The following is a 21,864-nucleotide window of genomic DNA, read 5'->3' as shown; positions in this document are numbered from 1 at the left end:
GCGCAGAGCGCGGCGTTTTTTTTCATTCGTTTTGGTACTCATTAGACGCTAAACGAGGCCCCACAACCACAGGTTGTCGTTGCATTGGGGTTGGTCACAAAAAACCGCGAGCCTTCAAGCCCTTCAGTATAATCGACCTGTCCACCGACCAAATATTGTAAACTCATGGGGTCAACAACCAGTGTCACACCACTGTTGACGATTGTCATATCGCCTTCATTGACCTTTTCATCAAATGTAAATCCATACTGAAACCCGCTGCATCCACCGCCAGTAATGTACACACGCAGCTTTAGATCTGGGTTCTCTTCTTCAGCGATCAAAGCACCAACGCGTTGCGCTGCTGCATCTGAAAATGTTAGCGGGATATTTAGTTCGCTCACAATGACCTCTCTTACTCATCTTGACCCAATCACTGTACTAAGCAATGGATAAACATTCTTTCTCTAATAGGTTCATTATCTAATACCTGAGTGAAGCGTTCAAGTATTCACCAGCTATCAGACGCATTTTTCAAAAAAAACACGATAAACACGGAGGAAAACTGACCAGAATGTGGTGTAAACCGTTTTCTTGTACTGGACGGGACGGGTACAATGCCTGCCAAATTGGTCCAAGTAATAAAAACAGAGGATATATCCATGACCAAATCAGCTCAGTTGTATGAAAAAGCACAGCATGCCATTCCTGGCGGCGTTAACTCCCCAGTTCGTGCTTTTAATGGCGTAGGTGGCGCTCCTATCTTTATTGAACGTGCTGACGGCCCGTTAATTTTTGATGCTGATGGCAAGGCCTATATTGATTATGTTGGCTCTTGGGGACCTATGATCCTTGGCCACAACCACGCCACAATTCGTGAAGCGGTTATAGACGCAGCGCAGCGAGGGTTGAGCTTTGGGGCTCCCACCGAAATCGAAATAAAAATGGCCGAACTGGTGTCAGAATTGGTGCCTTCCATGGAGCAAGTCCGGATGGTAAGCTCAGGGACCGAGGCCACGATGAGCGCAATACGCCTTGCAAGAGGGTTTACTGGGCGCGATAAGATAATCAAATTTGAGGGTTGCTATCACGGACATGCCGATAGCTTACTGGTGAAAGCAGGCTCTGGTGCCCTAACCCTAGGTCAACCAAGTTCTCCGGGTGTACCTGAAGATTTTGCTAAACATACCTTGACTGCAAACTTCAACGATTTGAATTCAGTTCGTGAACTCTTTGCCGCCAACAAGGGACAGATAGCCTGTATTATCGTCGAGCCCGTGGCTGGCAATATGAACTGTGTACCTCCTGTAGAAGGTTTTCATCAAGGCCTGCGCCAAATTTGTGATGAGCAAGGCGCTTTATTGATTTTTGATGAAGTGATGACTGGGTTTCGAGTCGCTTTAGGCGGTGCACAAGGCCACTACAACATAAAACCAGACCTCACCACACTGGGTAAAGTCCTTGGCGGAGGCATGCCCGTGGGGGCATTTGGTGGTCGTAAAGAGGTCATGCAATTTATTGCTCCTACAGGCCCTGTCTATCAAGCTGGTACCTTGTCGGGTAATCCTGTTGCGATGGCTGCTGGTTATGCCTGTTTAAACCTGTTGAAAGAAGAAGGCAATGAAAAGCGCCTCAATTCAATAACAAAACAATTGGCCGAAGGCTTCAAAACACTGGCTGACCAACAAGGTATACCTTTGGTTGTAAATCAAGTCGGAGGCATGTTTGGTTTCTTTTTCACTGAACAGCAACAGGTTACCTGTTATGAAGAAGTCGCCCAATGTGACGTGGAACGTTTTAAACGCTTTTTCCACTTGATGCTAGAACATGGTGTCTATTTGGCGCCATCCGCTTTCGAAGCGGGCTTCACCTCTCTTGCTCATGGCAGTAAAGAAATCGAAGCCACCTTAGAAGCAGCTGAACGCAGTTTCACTATCATGGCTCAAGAAAGTTAAAAGCCAGACCATTTTATAAAATGGCTGTAATCACAGCCTTTTTAACGCCAGTTAGCGATCACAAGAAAAATCAGTAACACAAGCATTGCCAAAAACCATGGAAACGGCCGCCTCGGTTTGCTATTGCCACATGGTTTTTCTTTATTGCAACACCCCATAATCTCTTTCTCCTACATTAACATTCTGTTTTACATTGAACACTTGGAATTTTGTGGTCATTATACTGCTATTGCGACGAAAACTTGGACAACAAACGTGTCAGAAAAATTCAAAATAACTTCCAGCCATTGGGTGTTGATTATTGCTCTCCTTCTTGCTGGCTTTGCCTGCTTTTTGCTCGTCGAACCCTATATAAACTCTATCATCATGGCGTTTATTATTTCGCTATTAATCTTTCCTGTGCATGAATGGATAGAGCACCGTTTACCTAAGTTTAAAAACTTAGCTTCCCTACTGTCGTGCACCTTATTAAGCCTGATCATTGTGCTGCCACTACTCTTTGTTTTTGCCGCTATCATTCAACAAGGCTCTGCATTTTCACAAAACGTCTATCAGTGGGTTTCAGGCGGCGGTATTCAAGCTCTATTCGAACACCCTTGGATACTCAAAATTCTATCTTTAGTGAACACTTATTTGCCCTTTGATGAGGTAAAACCTCAAGAGGTAGGCCAAAAAATCGCCGCCTTTGCTACTTCGTTTGGTTCCAATTTAGTTAGCATCAGTGCCAAAATACTGGGCGATGCGACAAACTTTCTGCTGAACTTCTTCCTGATGTTGTTTGTTCTATTTTTTCTGCTTCGTGATCACGATAAAATTATCGCCGCAATACGCCATATCCTGCCCTTGTCTCGTAGTCAGGAAGACAAATTACTTGATGAAATTGAACAAGTGTCTAAATCTGCCGTTATGGGGTCTTTCCTGACCGCCATTGCCCAAGGTTTGGCTGGTGGCCTTGGTATGTGGCTAGCGGGCTTCCCGGGTCTATTCTGGGGTACCATGATGGGATTTGCATCCTTTATTCCCGTGATTGGTACATCACTGATTTGGATACCAGCGGCGGCTTATTTATTCCTCAGTGGGGACACTAGCTGGGCCATTTTCCTGACCATCTGGAGCGTGGTTATTGTCGGCTCTATTGATAATCTACTCCGACCTTTTCTAATGCAAGGCAGCGGGGGGATGAATACCCTAATGATTTTCTTTTCTCTACTTGGGGGGCTTCATCTCTTTGGTCTTATTGGGCTAATATATGGGCCATTGATCTTTGCTATCACTATGGTCCTATTCAATATTTATGAAGAAGAGTTTCATAACTTTCTTGACCAGCAGGATCAAAACTAACTGCCATCAAAAGCAAAACTTCAAGAATTTAGGGGATTGTGCGAGAATCCCCCGTCTTTTTTAGCCAGAGTCCACTATGTCTGCTTATATCGCTCCAAGTCAAATTGCTCAAAGACAGCTTACCCACTTTGCAGGAAAGCATGTTCTTGTTGCTGGTGAATCCGAGGATCTATTTCCCATTGAACTAGCACAGTATTGTGAGTCCGTTACCGTATTCACCACAAACTATGGCTACTACCGTCAGCTTAAGCCCAGTGAGAAAATCACAGTGGCATTTGGCGCTGAGTTTGAGCGAGAGACTTGCGCAGATATGATTCTTTTATATTGGCCTAAAGCAAAAGCCGAAGCAGAATATCTACTCGCGATGCTTATGGCGAAACTCGGCCCGAATACAGAAATAGTGGTCATTGGCGAAAATCGTTCTGGGGTAAAAAGCATAGAAAAATTGTTCAAACCCTACGGCTCTGTTAACAAAATCGATTCGGCGCGACGATGCTCTCTTTATTGGGGGCAATGTACTCACCCACCGGCTGCATTTAATATGCAAGATTGGTTTAAACAGTACTCAATATGCTACCAAGACAAAGCGATCACAGTGAAGAGCTTACCTGGTGTTTTCAGCCATGGTCAGTTTGATGTAGGCTCTCAATTATTACTCGACTCACTGCCTGTACTGAGTGGCAAAGTGCTGGACTTTGGTTGTGGAGCCGGTGTGATTGGTTGTGTGATGGCCATCCTAAATCCCAACATTGCACTTGAGATGTGTGATATTAGCGCCTTGGCGGTCAAATCCAGTCAAGCGACACTGGAAGCAAATGAGCTAAAAGGCCGAGTTTTTGCTTCTGACGTCTATTCTGATACCAGCAAAGATTACCAGTTTATCATCAGCAACCCTCCTTTTCATGCCGGTCTAGAGACTAGCTACAAAGCGACCGAAACCTTATTGTCGCAAGCTCCTCAACACCAGAATAACGACGGACAATTGCTGATCGTTGCAAACAGCTTCCTCAAATACTCTCCTATTATTGAACAAGCTTTTGGTAATTGCGAGACGCTAAATAAGACTAAAAAGTTTGCGATTTATTCGGCAAAAAATTGAAATTAGAGCCCAGTTAGCGGATGTAACTGGGCTCAGTTATCACTATCACCCGAAATTTGCGCTTTAATCCACGCTTTCACCTCGACTTACTTGTCAAAGTAAAAAAACTCGCTAATTTTGTCCTTTCTGGAAAACTTCGTTGTCATTTTGGCATCTTCATGCCTGCCTTCGTCTTGGAAAGTCTGGTCAACACATGGATAAGTCAAATAAAAAACCAACCGTTAAACGGTTAAAACACACCGTCATGCTAGCTTTCCTAATTTTAAGCATTACGCCACTAACCGTAATCACTCTGTTCTTTCTTCAGTCACACAGCAAAGATCTTCAACAACAAAGTACCTCGCACCTAATTTCTGTTCGAAATAGTAAACACCAACAGTTAATCAATTATCTGCAAACAAGAGAAAAAGAAGTGCTGAGCTTTGTGCGCTCTGAACTGGCCTACGCCAGTGGTGGCAGATTCTATGGCTTGGTGAATGCGTTCAAAAGCCTAGGTATTGATATTGAACAAGCTCGCCAAAATGCTCAAAACCGTTATATCCAAGGCTCTGGAGATCAGATAAAAACATCGGTACTGCGCCAGTCTACCGTTTTCAACGCGACGGAACGTTACAGGTTACTGCATAAACGCTATCACCGTGCCTACATTGAATTACTCAAGCGTTCGGATTTTGATGATCTCTTACTCGTCGATCTCGACGGTAATGTCACTTATTCTATCAATAAGTATGACAACTATGGAACAAACCTACTTACTGGTCGATACCGAGAGACAAACTTAGGGGAGACGTATTATAAGCTCAGTACTTTGGTCGCAGAAAAACGTAAAACCAATCAAGACTATACCCCCATCTTTATCTCAGATTTCAGGCCCGAGCAAGGAAAGCAGGTCGCATGGCTTGGCGCACCGATAATACAACAAGGCTATCTGCACAGTTATGCGTTATTTCGGCTGCCTAATAATGGCATTACTAAGCTAATCGCCGACACCCATGTCACGCCATCGATGAAAACCTTGTTAGTTAGCGATGAACAACACTCGATCACACTCTCTTCACAGCAGGATGACATCAACAAAAGTATGAGTGTAGTGAAGCTCGCTTTAAAAGGAGAGACCGGCGTCGGAACCTATATGAATTCAGTGGGTGAAGCGACGATTGCAGCCTACAGCCCAACAACGTTTAAAAATACTCATTGGGCCCTAGTCGTTGAACTCCCTGAAAAAGAGGCCTTTGCTCGCGTTCATCAGTTGGAAACTCTGTTCGTCTTCATCATGCTCAGCGCGATTCTATTGGTTATCCTTGCCTCTCATACCTTGTCTAACTTTATCACAGCACCACTTTTACAGTTGACATCTGCGGCCGAAAAGGTCTCTGCTGGCGATCTTGAAACCGATATGATCAATACCGATCGTAAAGATGAAATAGGACGATTAGCACTCAGTTTTGAATACATGCAGCGGTCTATTCGTGAAAAAATACGGCTGATCAAACAGCAGAATGAAGAGCTTGAAGATAACCTGAGACTGATCCAAAAGCAGAACGATGAACTTCAGCTGGCAGACAAACTCAAGGACGAATTCCTTGCCACGACTTCCCATGAACTAAGAACACCATTGCATGGTATGATCGGGTTAGCGGAAGCTATAATTTCAGGGGCTAACGGCCCAATTACCGCCTCACATCAATATCAACTTAATATCATCGTTAGTAGTGGACAAAGGCTCGCCACACTGGTCGATGATCTGCTCGATTATCATAAAATGCGTTATGGCAACATGTCGATTGAAGCACGTGCTGTGGATATTTCCAGCGCAACACGATTGGTCTTGGAGTTGTCCTCTCATTTGATAGGCTCCAAACCTATCCGTATCATCAATCAAGTTCCCAAAGAAGCCTTGTGGGGATGCGGAGATCCCCAGAGACTGGAGCAGGTTTTATACAACTTAATTGGTAATGCGATTAAGTACACCAATGAGGGCAAGATAGTGATATCCGCCCAGATCATCGATGAGAAGGTACGCGTTCAAATTGTCGACACGGGCGAGGGCATCCCCCCCGAACAGCTCGAGTACATCTTCGAGCCCCTGATGCAGGCGAGCCAAGACAGCCATCACTACCGTCAGGGGGCGGGGCTAGGGCTTTCGATTAGCCGCGAGTTGATAGAGCTCATGCAAGGCTCGCTCTATGTCAGCAGTCAACCCATGGTGGGGACCACCTTTAGTTTTACTCTACCCCTTGCTTCTCAACAACAGATTCGACAAACGTCCTTGAGTGAAGACGAGCACTTTATCGCACCCGAGAGCCATGAGTTAACCCTTTCAGGCTCCCCCAATTTACCAGAAAACCCGCAGGGAACATTAATCCTTATTGTCGACGATGAACCGATTAATTTGCGTATACTAGACAGCTTTTTGCGCCTAGAAGGTTACCGCGTAAGCAGTGCCGCTGATGGTGAACAAGCGATCGAATCTATCCGTAAAGAGAAGCCAGAACTGGTTCTTTTAGATGTCATGATGCCTGGAGTGAGTGGTTACCAAGTATGTGAGATCTTGCGCCAACAATTTGATCACGCGCAATTACCAGTGATTATGTTAACCGCTCTCAATCAAGCCGAAGATAGAGTCAGGGGATTTGAAGTCGGAGCAAACGACTATTTACCTAAACCCTTCAATAATCAAGAACTAGCGGCTCGGATCCGAGCTCATCTTGCTGCCAGCAAGGCAGAGATTAGGAGAGTTGAAAACCAGAAGCTGCAACAAGAACTCAAACAAAGAGCCATGATCGAAGCTAGCTTACTTGAAACACAAGGCCGCCTACTGGAACAATTGGAGTCGGCACCTGAAGCTATCGTCTGTGTTAGCGAAGACCATAAAATTAGGTTTACTAACGACGCCGCCACTCGCCTCTTCAAACGAACGCATGAACAGCTCAAGCGTTCCACTGCCGAGGAACTGATAGCACCAAAATTTCTAACCGTTGAACACCCTCATTATTGTGGGGTGATTGACATCTATGTTGAAGACATCCGGCAGCATTTATCGGCCGATATTCTCAAACTTCCACAAGCCTCAGGTCTCAAAGCCATGTACATCCTCGATATCGGTGGAAGCTTGAATGCCAACCGAATTGAAAACCTTGAAACCGCCATAGAAGCACTATCAAGTTTCGCCTTTGAGGGCGACGAAGCCAAACTGCAACAACTCAAAGAGCTGGGTGGCGAATTTACTCGACTTGCAGACCGAGTCACAACTGATTACCAATCTAAACAAGACATCATGAGACGCATTTTGGTGGAGTCCATGACCTCTGCTTTGACTTACTGGGAAACAGTTACTGGCCAAAGTAAGTTTTCTTTTGCTGAACAAAGTGGTTTATGGCGAGTGTATCTTGACCGAAGCACCCTTCAAACTCGCACACTCGATAAGTACCTACGAGTCGAAACCCTGCCCAAAACGCCACGTTGGAGAACGGTACTCAATTCACTAGACTACATCCTTGAACACTGTAAAGAAATGACCCCTGAGCGCTCTCATATTGAGACCTTGAGGAACAAGCTTCAGCATTTGTTGACCAGCTAAAGCCCTCAAGCGGAAAACACTTAGTTTGCGAACACCATCACAACAAGACGGCAGATTTGAGCTTAAGAATCCCGTACCCACAGGTGCACAAGTGCTCACCAGTGATGAAATCAGGATTTACTGAATTAAAAACAATGAATTATAAGTCTTCACTTGCTCCGTCTACTTGAAAAACAGCGTTTACCTTGCCAGTCATTCAAGACGATCTCCCAAAAAAAGGCCGATTTTACTGGCGTCAAGTTAACGGGATTAACATCAGAAAGGACGAGTTTAACGTTTTTGACGAGAAAGCAAATTGCTAAATCTAACCGAAAGGTGTTCTCTTAAATAGCTCCAGCAATATCGCGCACTTTTCTCAATGGCATATGACCAGATCGAACAATGACATTGTCGAGTAACACAGGCGAGTGATCATCACCTAAAAACTAAGGACAAGCGATGCGTGCCAATAAAAAACAGACTGCCTTAGCAGTCACCCTGACATTGACGACTTTGGCTGCATCTCTAGTCAATGCGGAGACACAGCTCAGTGAGCTCACCATTCACCCCAAAGAATTCACGTCATTTGTCCGAAACTTCAACCCCTATTTAGGTTCAACGCACCTGCATACAACATGGGATTTTATTTACGAGCCTCTGATTATCTTTAACGAAATGAAAGGAAATGCCCCTGTCTTTCGTTTGGCAGAAGCGTACACCATGTCTGAAGATCTGACGAGTGTCACCTTTACCATTCGCAAAGGCATAACATGGTCTGATGGAGAAGCCTTTGACGCCAATGATGTCCTATATTCATTTCAACTCGTCAATCATCACCCTGAACTCGATCAAAGTGGGATCAACGCTTGGGTCACCAGTATCAAGAAATTGAACAGCTATCAGATCACCTTCTATCTTAAAGAAGCAAATTCGAATGCCCCTTACGAGATATCAAAAGTTCCGATAGTCCCCCAGCATATATGGGAAAACATCCAAGACCCTACTGCATTTTCCAATCCTGAACCCGTTGGCACTGGTCCTTTCACTGACATCACGACCTTTACCTCTCAGCTATATATTCAGTGTCGTAACCCTCATTACTGGGATGCCGCTAACCTCGACGTGGACTGCCTTCGTGTTCCACAAATCGCCAGCAACGATCAATTTTTAAGCAAAATCATCAAGGGAGAAATGGACTGGACTTCTTCGTTCATCCCAGATGTGGATCGAACCTACGCTGCAGCCAGCCCAAATCATCAATACTGGTACCCGCCTGCGGGAACCCAAGCGTTTGTGATTAACTTCAAGCACCCTAATCCTGCGAAAAAAGAGACTCTAACCAACCTTGATTTTCGTCGAGCTTTCTCGATGGCGCTGGATCGTCAAACCATTATAGATATTGCGTTTTACGGCAGTGGCACCATCAACGATTTTGCATCTGGCCTCGGTTACGCCTTTGAAACTTGGTCAGATGAAAACGTTCACAACAAGTATAAATACTTCAATACTTACAATGTTAAAGGTGCCAAAACGCTTCTGACTAACGCTGGATTTATTGATATTAATCAGGATGGATTCGTTGAAACACCTTCAGGCCAACCTTTGGAGCTCATCCTTCAATCACCAAATGGTTGGACTGATTTCAACAATACGGTTCAACTTGCCGTTGAACAACTCGCGGAAGTGGGTATCAAAGCCAAAGCCCGAACACCGGATTTCTCGGTTTACAACCAAACGATGCTAGATGCCACATACGATATCGCCTACACCAATTACTTTCATGGGGCTGACCCATTTACATACTGGAACAGCGCGTTCAACTCCAGACTGCAGTCTGGGGAGGGAATGCCTCGTTTCGCCATGCATTTTTACAAGAATAAGCAACTGGATGACTTACTCAACCGCTTCTATAAAACCAATAATAGAGAAAAACAGCTCGATATTGCCCATGATATTCAGCGTATTATAGCCGCTGAACAGGTTACGATACCCGTCATGTCAGGCGCCTACATGTATCAATATAATACCACGCGATTTACTGGGTGGTGGAACGAAGAAAATGCGAAGGGAAGGCCAAACATTTGGTCAGGTATCCCAGAGCGATTACTTCATGTTCTGGACTTAGAACCGATCCTCTAGGCGAATCTTAACCAGACTGATGTCATAACAAGACAAGGTCCTAGATTGGCGCTTATCCCGCCGCGCGTAAACGAAAACTGAAGCTCAATTCCACCAAAATAAGGCGAAATCTGTGGCGTATTTTTTAAAACGTTTATCATTTTACTTCGTCGCGTTTTTGGTTGCAGCGACTCTCAACTTCATTATTCCCAGAGCCATGCCGGGCGATCCTGTCACCATGATGTTTGCCAATGCCTCTGTTCAAGTGACCCCTGAACGCCTTACTGCCATGAAACAACTGCTGGGTTTTGTTGATGGCAGTTTGTGGAAGCAGTATTGGGTCTACATTAACAATATCCTCAGCTGGGAACTTGGCACTTCCATTCAGTTCTATCCACTCTCCGTCAATGATTTGCTTGGAGAAGCCTTTGGCTGGTCTCTCTTTCTTGCTGGGGGTGCCGTGACTCTTTCCTTTTGCTTGGGATCATTTCTCGGCATTTATGCCGCTTGGAAAAGAGGGAGCAAATACGATGCCTTTATGACATCAGGGATGTTAATCATTCAGGCTATTCCCCAAATGGTCATCGCCATGGCTGCAATGTATATATTTGCTATTGGTTTGCAGTGGCTACCCTCAGGTTACGCGTACACCGCTGGTTTGCCCCCTGACTGGACCAGCTGGGCCTTCATAAAAGACGTCGCCTATCACGCTATTCTTCCCCTTTTCTGTGCATCCATCGTTCAGGTTGGGGGATTCTTAGTCAATATGCGTAATAACATGATTAATCTTCTTGCCGAAGATTACATCACTATGGCCAGAGGAAAGGGCCTCAATGAAAAAAGAATCGTCTTCAACTACGCAGCTCGCAACGCACTCTTACCAAGTGTGACCGCTTTATCTATGGCTTTGGGCACAGCTATCGGCGGGCAATTGATCATTGAAATCATTTTTAATTATCCCGGTCTGGGCTCAGTACTTTTTAATGCCATTACGTCTCGTGACTATCAGGTTCTTCAAGGCCAATTACTGATCATGACGATATTTATGCTGATGTTCAACTTGCTTGCGGACATGCTTTATATTGCCCTTGATCCCCGGCTCAATAAAGCAGGTCAAGCATCATGAAAGATTTTGTTAAGCTGATTGTGGCTAACCCTATCGCCTTGGTGGGTAGCTTAATCGTCCTATTATTTGTTTTGATAGCACTCACTGCCCCTCTAATTGCTCAACACGCTCCCGACAAGCGAACCGGTTCCCCTCATGAGTACCCCTCTTTTCTCGTCAAAGCTGCACAATCCAACCCCGAAGGCTGGTTGGCCCAAAATGTCGCCACAGACAGAAGAACCTTGCTCATGTCGAAAAAAGCGGACCATAGCTTAGGAACAACTCGTATGGGTAGGGATGTGTGGTCACAGTTGGTCCACGGAGCACGTGTATCACTCGCGGTTGGCTTTGGTGCCGGAATAACGGTGTGCTTTCTCGCGACCATCATTGGTATGACAGCAGGCTATTTTGGTGGGCATATTGACAATGCGCTCACTGCGGCAATGAACATTATGCTCGTCATCCCACAGTATCCACTGTTGTTTATTTTAGCGGCTTTTATTGGTGAAGCTGGCCCCATGACAATGGCTTTGATTATTGGCCTGACCGCTTGGGCTTGGGGGGCCAGAGTCATTCGTTCACAAACCTTAGCTTTACGCGAAAAAGAGTTCGTTAAAGCAGCAGAAATATTGGGAGAATCTCAGTTTAGGATTATTTTAGTCGAAATACTGCCCAATCTGACACCTATTGTTGGCGCCAGTTTTATCGGCTCCGTCATGTACGCCATTATGATGGAAGCCACCATTTCTTTTCTCGGTTTAGGTGACCCTAATACGATCAGTTGGGGCATCATGCTCTACAACGTTCAGACATCGTCTTCAATGCTGATTGGGGCTTGGTGGGAGTTACTCGCCCCTTGCCTCGCATTAATCTTGCTGGTTACTGGCCTAGCACTGCTGAATTTCGCGGTCGATGAGATTGCTAATCCGCAATTGCGCTCACACCACAGGACCAAATGGTGGAAGAAACGAACGCCCCTAAGACAACCAGCAACCAAGCTCCCCCGACTAAATGGAGACAAGTGTTCATGACTCAACCTTTGCTTTCTGTTCGCAATTTATGCGTTGATTTTACCACCGACGTTGGTGATATCCGGGCTTGTAATAATGTCAGTTTTGACCTGTTTCAAGGCGAGGTTTTAGGGCTTGCCGGAGAATCCGGATGTGGTAAATCCACCATTGCGCTTTCCCTAATGCGCCTGCTTAACCCACCCGCTTTTATTGCAGGCGGCGAAATCATATTCCGAGGTGAAGACATCCTAAAATACACGGAAAAACAGATGCAAGCATTTCGCTGGAAAGAGACGTCAATGGTATTTCAAAGCGCGATGAATGCACTTAATCCTGTTTTAACTATTGAAGCGCAATTTTCTGATGTGATTCGGCATCACACCAAGATGTCTCGCCGTCAAGCCCGTCAACGTGCACAAGAATTACTGGAGATTGTGGACATTCATCCAAGCCGACTCTCTGATTATCCTCATCAGTTTTCAGGAGGCATGCGGCAACGGCTGGTGATCGCCATTGCGCTCGCACTTAACCCTAAAATCATCATTATGGATGAACCGACAACCGCTTTAGATGTCGTAGTCCAGCGTGAGATCCTGCAAAAAATTGAAGGATTAAAAGCGCAGTTCGGTTTCACGATTCTCTTTATTACTCATGATCTGTCGCTGATGGCCGAATTTTCTGACCGCATCGGGGTGATGTATTCCGGAGAACTGGTTGAAATCGCACCTTCAAAGGATATTCTAACCAACCCTTACCACCCCTATACCGAGGGCCTAAGCCACTCTTTTCCGTCTCTGACCGGCCCCAAGGTCCCTCTGACTGGAATTCCAGGCAACCCTCTCAACCTTCTTGACATTCCACAGGGGTGTCGGTTTCAGGCACGCTGCCATCGGGCGCATTCTGTCTGCCGCCATTTAGCGACTCAACTTCGTCACGTGACACCAGAGCGGCTATCTAATTGCCATATTTATACTGACAGCATCAACCCAACTCAGTTAAAGGAGTGACTGTCACCAACACGAGAATCATTAAGGAAGATGAGGATGAGATCAGAAAATGACCCCCTACTGGTTGAGGCAAAAAACCTGACCAAGGACTTCGCCATAAACCGTCATGCCTTGCAACAACCTTTGCTCCGCGCGCTCAACAAAGTGTCCTTCAAAATGTATAGGAGCCGCGGCCTATCTATCGTAGGGGAATCAGGTTCCGGTAAATCTACCGCCGCCAAAATGATTGCCAAAATGTATGCACCCACCTCTGGCTGTATCGAATACAAGGGGCAAGATCTTAAAGATATCCGCTCTCGCACAGAACTGATGGCTTATCGCAAAGGCGTACAAATGGTTTGGCAAGACCCATTTGGCTCTCTCAACCCCACCCATAACATATTCCACCATATCGCTCGTCCACTTTTGATTCATAACAAAATAAACCCGAGCAATAAAAAGCAGTTAGAGGAAGACGTATATAGCCTCCTCGAGCAAGTCGGACTTACTCCCTCTAAAGAAACAGCAAACAAATTTCCTCACCAATTGTCAGGAGGACAACGCCAAAGGGTCAATCTGGCTCGCAATATCGCGGTTGGCGCTGAGGTTATTTTGGCAGATGAACCAACATCAATGTTGGACATGTCAATTCGAGCGGGCATTCTAAATCTAATGGAGAAGATGAAGTTTGAGCAACAAATGTCGCTGCTTTACATTACTCATGACATCGCGACAGCTCGCTATATTGCCGAGGATTTGGCGGTGATGTACTCAGGTCACATGGTCGAATGGGGAGAGTCAGAAGACATTATTCATCACCCCCAACACCCTTATACAAAACTGCTTATCTCTGCCGTCCCTGACCCGACTCGCACCACTCATCGACAAATTTCAGCTAATAAAGGGGAGATTCCTCTATGGACGCCTCAGTCTTCAGGCTGCCCTTTTGTCAGTCGCTGCCCACAGGCAACCCATCAATGCAGGGAATCATTTCCGGAGGTAACTCAACTCTCGGATAACCATTTCGTTCGCTGCTATTTATATCAACAATAAACATCACCCCCTTAAGGTTGGTCTTGTTAACACATTTTTAGTTGGAGAACGTCATGCTGCTGGTTAATCACATTGGTTATGAAACACAAGGGCCAAAACACGCGGTTTTCATAAGAGATCAAGCCTGCAATCGCGACTGCCACGCCTACCTAATATGCGTAGATACGCAACAGACCGTCGCGACCTTAAATATCCCAAACGGCACCCTCACCGACCAATGGCAGCTCGGACACGCCTCCCGCATTGAATTCTCTGATTTTCAAACAAACGGTCGTTATTATCTCAACGTCGCAAACCTCAACTCGAACGTCTTCGTGATTGCCAAAGGTTTACTGTTAAAAGAAACTCTTTCCGATGTCCTGCACTACTTTAAATCCCAGCGCTCTGGAGGCCGTTTTGATCAGCGAGATCATAGCGTGCCTTTGATCCATTCCGATGACAACGTCGATGTACATGGTGGCTGGTACGATGCCTCTGGAGATGTTAGTAAATATCTCAGCCACTTATCCTACTCTAATTACCTCAACCCACAGCAAACCCCTATGGTTGTGTGGAACATGCTTAAAGGGCTCGAATTACTCTCAGAAAACAATCGATGCCCCCCATTCAGCCAATGGCGACTCGCGGAAGAAGCCTTGTTTGGTGCTGATTTTCTTGTGCGAATGCAAAATCAGGCTGGATTTTTCTATATGACGGTCTTTGATCAGTGGTCCAAAGATGTCGACCAACGAGAGGTTTGTGCCTACGCAACCCAAAAGGGCCACAAAACGAATGACGTTGAATCAGGGTTTAGGCAAGGCGGAGGCATGGCGATTGCGGCGTTATCCGCCGCCGCTAGGCTCACAGAACGTGGTGAATTCAGCCAATACCAGTATCAGGAAGCCGCTGAAAAGGGCTACTGGCACCTGAAAGAATTTAATCATCACTATATCAACGATGGTGAGGAAAACATTATTGATGAGTACTGCGCTTTGCTCGCCGCCGTTGAATTGTATAGGACAACCTCAAAACGCGCCTTATTGGACGAATGTCGCCAGTGGTCCACAAAGCTACAAAACCGTCAGCAAAGTGATGATAATTTTTCATATTTCTGGTCAGCCAATGCGAATGGATCTCGACCTTTTTATCATGCTGTCGAAGCCGGCTTACCCGTTATTGCGTTGTGCGAGTATCTAAAAATAGAAACGGACCCAACACGGAAACAGTCCGCGATCAAAACCATCAATCAGGCCATTCAATTCGAACTGACCATCACGCGCTATGTGGATAACCCTTTCCAATACCCACGTCAGTATGTTCAATCTCTTGGCGGTATCAAGCGTGACGCCTTTTTCATGGCTCAGAACAACGAAACAGGCTACTGGTGGCAAGGTGAAAACGCTCGCTTGGCCTCACTCAGCACAATGGCCTACTTTGCTTTTGACTATATTGAAAACATCCATCTCAAGGAGGATGTCATGACTTTGTCTCATAGTGCTCTTAACTGGATATTAGGACTGAATCCATACGATCTCTGCATGCTCGATGGACATGGACGTAACAATCCAAACTATCTACCCGATCTCGGATTCTTCAACGCCAAAGGCGGGATTTGTAATGGGATCACCGCCGGTTTTAATGACGAACAAGGCATTGCTTTTAACCCCCTACCACACAAGTTTGACTTACAACAAAACTGGCGTTGGGGTGAACAATGGCTGCCTCACGCCGGCTGGTATCTGATCGCCATCATCGCTCAGTTCAATCATTTTGATGCTAAAAACTAAGGAAAATACGATGGATTTCCGCGTTGATCTGGCTGTTTTATCTGAAAGTAATCAAAGCACTCGTTTAGGGTTAACCCTTTATAACTTATCAGAAGAAGAGCTTTCAGAGTGGACATTGCTGTTGATCCTCGATCAAACGATTGTACCGGAGAGTGTCAACCACGGCAGGCTGGCACAAGTGGGCAGCTTTTGCACCTTAGATCCTAATTGCAAAACTCTCGCCGTCAACGATCATTTTTACTGTGAATTTGACATTCAGCCGCGCCCGATCAGGTTTCATTCCGATGGGATTAGAGAAGCGGTTATCAAACAAGCTAACATCAATAACATGCTGGCCGTTACGATTTCACCGATGACGCCCATGCCCGAGTTTAAAACAGCCTCTGATCTGTGCGATTCCCCCTTACCAAAGACGGCGCTCATCCCTTTACCGAGTAAGATCAGCCACCAAACTGGTCATTTCCACTTATCTTCACGCAGCCAAATCAAACTCGATTCTTCCCAAGCGACCTCTGCTTCTCTTTGGCTTAACCACGAGTTGCAGTGCCGTTTTGGATACCAATTCACCACCAACGGAGAAAATGACTTAGTTTTTTTTGCTAACGAGAGGTTGGACGTCGACCAATATAAGATAACGGTCTCCAAAACGGGGATACGAGTGGAAGCAAATTCACCCTCAGGTTTTATTCATGCCAGCGCGACGTTATTACAACTGTTCCAGCCATGTCACCGCACTCACAGGCTATGCATTCCTTACGTACACATCATGGATGCGCCTCGTTTTAAATATCGTGGAATGATGCTTGACTGCGCTCGCCACTTTCATTCTGTTCTCAGTATTAAGCGCTTGATCAATCAATTAGCCTCATACAAATTCAATGTATTTCATTGGCATTTAACCGATGATGAAGGCTGGCGACTGGAAATCAACGCCTTTCCTCAATTAACTCAGATAGGTGCTTACCGTGGCCACTCAACCTCGTTAGAGCCGCAGTTTAGCCACCTTTCTTGCGTCTATGGTGGTTACTATACGCAAGCACAGGTGCTCGACATTATCGACTATGCTAATCAACGAGGCGTCGCAATCATCCCTGAAATAGATATTCCCAGCCACTGCAGAGCCGCAATAAGGTCTCTGCCTGATTTGCTGGTCGACACCAACGATACCTCAAGTTACCTAAGCGTTCAGCACTATTCCGACAACGTGTTATCGCCCGCTTTAGCGGGTACCTATCAATTCCTAGACCGCGTTTTAGAAGAAGTCGCAACCCTTTTTCCTGCACCGTGGATACATATTGGCGCCGACGAGATCCCCGACGGGGTGTGGCTTAACAGCCCAAGTTGTCAAACATTAATGAGAAGCAAAGGCTACCGTTCAACCAAAGATCTTCAAGGGCATCTATTCCGCTACATCGAAGAGAAGCTGCACTCACTTGGCAAACGTATGCTGGGTTGGGAGGAAGTTCGACTTGGTGGAAAAATCAGTAAAAAGACCGTTCTGTATTCTTGGTCAAATGAAGAGGCGGCTCTAAAAAGTGCCAAACAGGGATTTGATGTGGTGCTGCAGCCTGCTCAGTTTACCTATTTGGATATGGTTCAGGACGAAGCCCCCCAAGAACCGGGTATGCATTGGGCTGGTGTCATTTCTCTTGAAAAGGCCTATGGTTACGAGCCCCTTGCCAATATCAAAGACGATGACCCGATACATCAACACGTTTGGGGCGTTCAATGTGCGTTGTGGAGTGAGCACGCCATCCACCAGCAACAGCTCGATTATATGATTTTTCCGCGCCTGTCCGCGTTAGCAGAAGTTTGCTGGACCCAGAAAAAACTGCGCAACTGGCAGGATTATCGATCGAGATTAATCGCACATTTACCCAATTTAGATCAACAAAACATTGGTTATCGCCACCCGTAGAGCCATGCTCTCAGTCTTTTTCTTTCACCTAGAAACCTCTTAAACTGCGGAGCCCGCTTAACCCACTAAAACGCGAGAACGCCCTGAGTTTCGACTTTTACAGAAACGGCCTGACCTACGGTAAGGGGCTCCGATGAGCTTGCCAACAACCGACGACCACTGGCATCAATCACATAGCGACAATGATCGCCCATGAATTGTTGTTCAAGTACGGTCACACTGCTTTCTGTCGTGGCGCTGATTTGTACATGTTGAGGCCGAAGTAACAGCTCACACTGCGCATTAAGCACAATATTTTGTTGTGCCTGAGCTTCAACAAGCCCTAGCTCTGTTTCAAACTCTGTTTCTGAAATACGTGTGGCAAGAAGGTAGCTGCCTCCACCTAAGAAATCAGCAACAAACTTACTTGAGGGCTGATAATACAGCTCACTGGCCGTCCCATATTGTTCAATCACACCATGATTCATGACGGCCATTTTGTCAGAAAAAGCAAAAGCTTCTTCTCGACTGTGTGTCACAAATATTGCTGTCACACCCTGCTTTTTAAAAATTTTTCGTATTTCGCCAATCAACTCATGCCTGACCTGAGTATCGATGTTGGAGAAAGGTTCATCGAGCAACAATAAATCAGGGTGGTAAGCCAGTGAACGAGCAATAGCCACCCGCTGTTGCTGCCCCCCTGACAATTGATGAGGGTAACGTTTGGAGAAATCTTGCAAATGAACCAGTTCAAGCATCTCTGTGACTTTATGGGCTCTTTGTATCGGGCTCAGGGCAGTGAGGCCAAAAGCAACATTATCTTCAACCGTTAAATGAGGAAATAAAGCATAATCCTGAAAAATCATACCGATGTTACGCTGCTCTGGAGGCCGCCAATCACGCCCATCATCGATGATCATATCATTCAGGCTCATTGAACCAGAACTCAGTGGTAACAGACCTGCAATCGCTTTTAACAACGTGGTTTTTCCACAACCACTGGCCCCTAAGAGGCAAACAATCTCACCATGTTCTACGTCCAGCGACAAGGACTCTAACACCGCTGTCTGGCTATCGTACTTGCACGTTAAGTTTTTAATAGATAAAGCACAGCTCATGAATGTGTACGCTCCAATGAACGGTTAACCATAACGAGTGGAATCAATCCAACCAAGACTAAAAGTACCGCGGGCAATGCGGCTAATTCTAATTGCTCGTCTGAAGCAAAGTTATAAACATAAGTCGCTAGAGTCTCAAAATTAAAAGGTCGTAACAGCAAAGCAGCATTTAACTCTTTCATGGATTCAATAAAAACCAACAACCCGGCAATCAATGCGCCACGTCGAATTAATGGTAAGTGCACGCGCCTCAACATTTGATTGGCATTGCACCCCATTGTTCGCGATGCCATATCCAGAGAAGGAGGCACTTTATTCAAGCTACTTTCAAGGCTACCGATAGCGACGGCAGAAAAGCGAACGACCAATGCGAAAATCAGAGCGAACATCGAACCAGAAAACACCAAACCCGGCCTCCCCCAATCCAGCAGTTTGGCCACATCATTCAATGTGTGGTCCATCAACAGGACTGGCCCCATGACACCAATCGCCAAAACAGTACCAGGAACCGCATAGCCCATCGAAGATAAACGCATAAAGATCACCCCCTGCCGATTGGACGATAGCCGAGAGTAAAAATTGACGATGATCGCTATTGCCACGGCGATAACAGCCGCAGAAAGAGAAACATAGAGGCTATTTAGGGCATACTCCCTAAATTGCGGTGTCCAACTTTGTAAAAAATATTTATAGGCATAAAGGCCAAGCTGGCAAAGTGGCAGGAGAAAAGCGATCGCAACCAGTCCCCAGCACCACGTCAGTGCCAACCATTTTTGCCACCCCGAAAGCTGGTAACGAAAACTTTCTCTGCTGCTGAATTGATTCTGAAATAGCTTTTGCTTGCGTCTACTGTAACGTTCAATACTGAGCAATAGAACAACAAATACCAGCATAATAGCGGAAATCTTAGCGGCTGCGGTTAAACTCGAATAACCCAGCCAAGTATCATAAACAGCGGTCGTCAATGTATTCACAGCAAAATAACTGACCGTTCCAAAATCACCAATGGTTTCCATTGCAACCAATGATAATCCAACTGCAATAGCAGGGCGTATTAGAGGCAAAGAAACGCGACAAAAACTTTGCCAAGGTGAACATTTCAGCAATCGTGCGGATTGCAACAACGAAACATTCTGTTCCATAAAAGCCGCTCGGCACAGAAGGTAAACGTAAGGATATAAAACCAATGCGAGTACAATGATCGCCCCCGGTAGGGTTCTGATATCTGGAAACCAATACTCACCAGCTTGCCAGCCAGTGATGTCACGCAATAGGATTTGAACAGGGCCAGCAAAATCAAGCCAGTCAGTAAAAATATAACCAACAATGTAGGCAGGCATGGCCAATGGTAACACCAGCGCCCATTGTAATACCTTTTCAGTCGGTAGACGGCACATTGCCATGATCCAGGCACTCGGGATCCCAAAGACCAATGAGAGCATCATGGTGCCTAATGCTAGCAAAATGGTGTTAAGGGTATAAGTCGGCATCACGGTCGACATCAGGTGCTCGAACAGCTCATTGGTCTCACCTATTGAAGTGAGAAATATGGCTAAGATCGGCAAAACCAGTAGTAAGGTTAAGACCCCACTACTGGTTTTCCATAAGTAATTATTTTCTTTCATCGTCCAACTATATCAAGCTATGCGCTGCGCTGCTGGCGCGATCTCACATGCCTTCAACTTTATAAGGGTTAAGTTTATACCCTTATAAACAAACAACCTCAAGGGACCCAGCTCAAAAGAGCGACCTAGGGCCGCAGGGTTTTAGACAATTATAGATCGAATTTTACTTCATCAAGAAGCTTAATAGCCGCAGCGTGATGATTAGCAATTTCATCTAAAGAGATGGTATCCGCTTTAAAATCGCCCCAAGATGCCACCAACTCTGAGCGCTTAACCCCCTGCTTGACTGGGTACTCAAAATTGACTTCAGCGTACATGCTTTGCGCTTGGTTATCAGATAAGAATTCCATAAGCTTCAGGGCATTTTCTCGGTTAGGCGCATATTTAGCCATTGCCATTCCCGAGATATTTACGTGAGTACCCGTCGTTTGTTGATTCGGGAAATTGATATAAACGGCTTCTGCCCAAGCTTTCTGCTCTGGGTCATTAACCATCTTGCCTAAGTAATAGCTGTTACCAAGAGAGACATCACACAAACCTTCTTTAATCGCTTTCACTTGAGCTCGATCGTTTCCTTGAGGTTTACGTGCAAGATTCGCTTTTAACCCTTCTAACCAAGCTTTCGTTTCCACCTCACCTTTATGGGCAATCATCGACGAAACCAAAGAGACGTTATAAGGGTGCTTGCCACTGCGTGTACAGATTTTTCCTTTGAATTCAGGCTTGGCAAGATCCGCATAAGTGAAATCATCACCCAGCTTACCAACTCGGTCACGAGAAGAGTAAACGCTGCGAGTACGAGTGGTCAAAGCAAACCATTCATTACTTGTGTCTTGATACTGAGCTGGGATGTTTTTCTCAAGCACTTTACTGTCGACGCTCTGCACAACATCTTTTTTCGTCAATTCAGACAAGCGGCTAATATCAACCGTCAACACAACATCAGCGGGGCTATATTCGCCCTCTTGAACCAATTTTTCTGCCAGCCCTTTCTTAGCAAACTTCACGTTTACTTTGATACCCGTTTCCTTAGTAAACTCGTCAAACATCGGTTCAACAAGGAAAGGCTGTCGGTAAGAATAAACATTAACTTCTTCCGCGGCCATAGTTGCAGGAGCAATCGTTGCACAAGCGACGGCTGAAAGAGTAAGCAATTTTTTCATTGGTTCAGTTTCCTAAATTCGTAATGATAACGTTTATCAGTTGCGTTATTATAAGCATGACCATTTAGAAAACAATCATCCACAATGCAA

The 21,864-nt window shown here is 45.6% G+C and carries 15 protein-coding genes; 11 read left to right on the top strand and 4 right to left on the bottom strand.

The features are described 5' to 3' along the window. Positions 1 to 41: 41 nt before the first annotated feature. A complete protein-coding gene (gene erpA, locus HLM86_RS04300; RefSeq protein WP_076586211.1) occupies positions 42 to 383 on the bottom strand; it encodes an iron-sulfur cluster insertion protein ErpA in 342 nt (113 codons plus the stop codon). Positions 384 to 641: 258 nt separating this feature from the next. Here erpA and hemL point away from each other — a divergent pair, with 258 nt between their 5' ends. The 11 genes from hemL (at position 642) to HLM86_RS04245 (ending at position 17,889) form a co-directional block, all read left to right on the top strand. After that, complete coding sequence (hemL, locus tag HLM86_RS04295; RefSeq protein WP_076586209.1) at positions 642 to 1,934, top strand: glutamate-1-semialdehyde 2,1-aminomutase; 1,293 nt, start codon at positions 642 to 644, stop codon at positions 1,932 to 1,934. Between the two features lie 255 nt (positions 1,935 to 2,189). Next, the gene (locus HLM86_RS04290; protein ID WP_170882293.1) at positions 2,190 to 3,275 is read left to right on the top strand and encodes an AI-2E family transporter; all 1,086 of its coding nucleotides are present in this window, start codon (positions 2,190 to 2,192) and stop codon (positions 3,273 to 3,275) included. A 76-nt stretch (positions 3,276 to 3,351) separates the two neighbouring features. After that, positions 3,352 to 4,374, top strand: coding sequence for a 16S rRNA (guanine(1207)-N(2))-methyltransferase RsmC (gene rsmC, locus HLM86_RS04285; RefSeq protein WP_170882292.1), 1,023 nt, complete (start codon positions 3,352 to 3,354; stop codon positions 4,372 to 4,374). Positions 4,375 to 4,567: 193 nt separating this feature from the next. Beyond that, positions 4,568 to 7,954: a response regulator gene (locus HLM86_RS04280; protein ID WP_254868758.1), complete on the top strand. Its 3,387-nt coding sequence runs from the start codon at positions 4,568 to 4,570 to the stop codon at positions 7,952 to 7,954. A 438-nt stretch (positions 7,955 to 8,392) separates the two neighbouring features. Beyond that, on the top strand, positions 8,393 to 10,072 hold the full coding sequence (locus HLM86_RS04275; protein ID WP_170882291.1) for an ABC transporter substrate-binding protein: 1,680 nt from the start codon (positions 8,393 to 8,395) through the stop codon (positions 10,070 to 10,072). Between the two features lie 112 nt (positions 10,073 to 10,184). Then, the gene (locus HLM86_RS04270; RefSeq protein ID WP_170882290.1) at positions 10,185 to 11,177 is read left to right on the top strand and encodes an ABC transporter permease; all 993 of its coding nucleotides are present in this window, start codon (positions 10,185 to 10,187) and stop codon (positions 11,175 to 11,177) included. Next, on the top strand, positions 11,174 to 12,187 hold the full coding sequence (locus HLM86_RS04265; RefSeq protein WP_076586199.1) for an ABC transporter permease: 1,014 nt from the start codon (positions 11,174 to 11,176) through the stop codon (positions 12,185 to 12,187). Before HLM86_RS04270 ends, HLM86_RS04265 begins: the two co-directional genes overlap by 4 nt. Continuing rightward, positions 12,184 to 13,173 (top strand): ABC transporter ATP-binding protein, encoded by a 990-nt coding sequence (locus tag HLM86_RS04260; RefSeq protein WP_170882289.1) that lies wholly within the window; start codon positions 12,184 to 12,186, stop codon positions 13,171 to 13,173. The genes HLM86_RS04265 and HLM86_RS04260 overlap by 4 nt, the downstream gene beginning before the upstream one ends. A gap of 36 nt (positions 13,174 to 13,209) precedes the next feature. Then, complete coding sequence (locus tag HLM86_RS04255; RefSeq protein ID WP_170882288.1) at positions 13,210 to 14,205, top strand: ABC transporter ATP-binding protein; 996 nt, start codon at positions 13,210 to 13,212, stop codon at positions 14,203 to 14,205. A gap of 53 nt (positions 14,206 to 14,258) precedes the next feature. Continuing rightward, positions 14,259 to 15,971 (top strand): glycoside hydrolase family 9 protein, encoded by a 1,713-nt coding sequence (locus tag HLM86_RS04250; RefSeq protein ID WP_170882287.1) that lies wholly within the window; start codon positions 14,259 to 14,261, stop codon positions 15,969 to 15,971. Positions 15,972 to 15,981: 10 nt separating this feature from the next. Then, on the top strand, positions 15,982 to 17,889 hold the full coding sequence (locus HLM86_RS04245; RefSeq protein WP_170882286.1) for a beta-N-acetylhexosaminidase: 1,908 nt from the start codon (positions 15,982 to 15,984) through the stop codon (positions 17,887 to 17,889). Between the two features lie 65 nt (positions 17,890 to 17,954). Here HLM86_RS04245 and HLM86_RS04240 read toward each other — a convergent pair whose 3' ends face one another. From HLM86_RS04240 to HLM86_RS04230, 3 genes are all read right to left on the bottom strand, one after another. Beyond that, positions 17,955 to 18,986 (bottom strand): ABC transporter ATP-binding protein, encoded by a 1,032-nt coding sequence (locus HLM86_RS04240; RefSeq protein ID WP_170882285.1) that lies wholly within the window; start codon positions 18,984 to 18,986, stop codon positions 17,955 to 17,957. Next, positions 18,983 to 20,611: an ABC transporter permease gene (locus tag HLM86_RS04235; protein ID WP_170882284.1), complete on the bottom strand. Its 1,629-nt coding sequence runs from the start codon at positions 20,609 to 20,611 to the stop codon at positions 18,983 to 18,985. The genes HLM86_RS04240 and HLM86_RS04235 overlap by 4 nt, the downstream gene beginning before the upstream one ends. A 149-nt stretch (positions 20,612 to 20,760) precedes the next feature. Then, a complete protein-coding gene (locus tag HLM86_RS04230) occupies positions 20,761 to 21,774 on the bottom strand; it encodes a Fe(3+) ABC transporter substrate-binding protein (RefSeq protein ID WP_170882283.1) in 1,014 nt (337 codons plus the stop codon). Positions 21,775 to 21,864: the final 90 nt, after the last annotated feature.

The organism is Vibrio ostreicida (assembly GCF_013074385.2).
Classification (GTDB): Bacteria; Pseudomonadota; Gammaproteobacteria; order Enterobacterales; family Vibrionaceae; genus Vibrio; species Vibrio ostreicida.
Note: the sequence above shows the minus strand (reverse complement) of the source record. Positions and strands in the feature narration are given on the sequence as shown.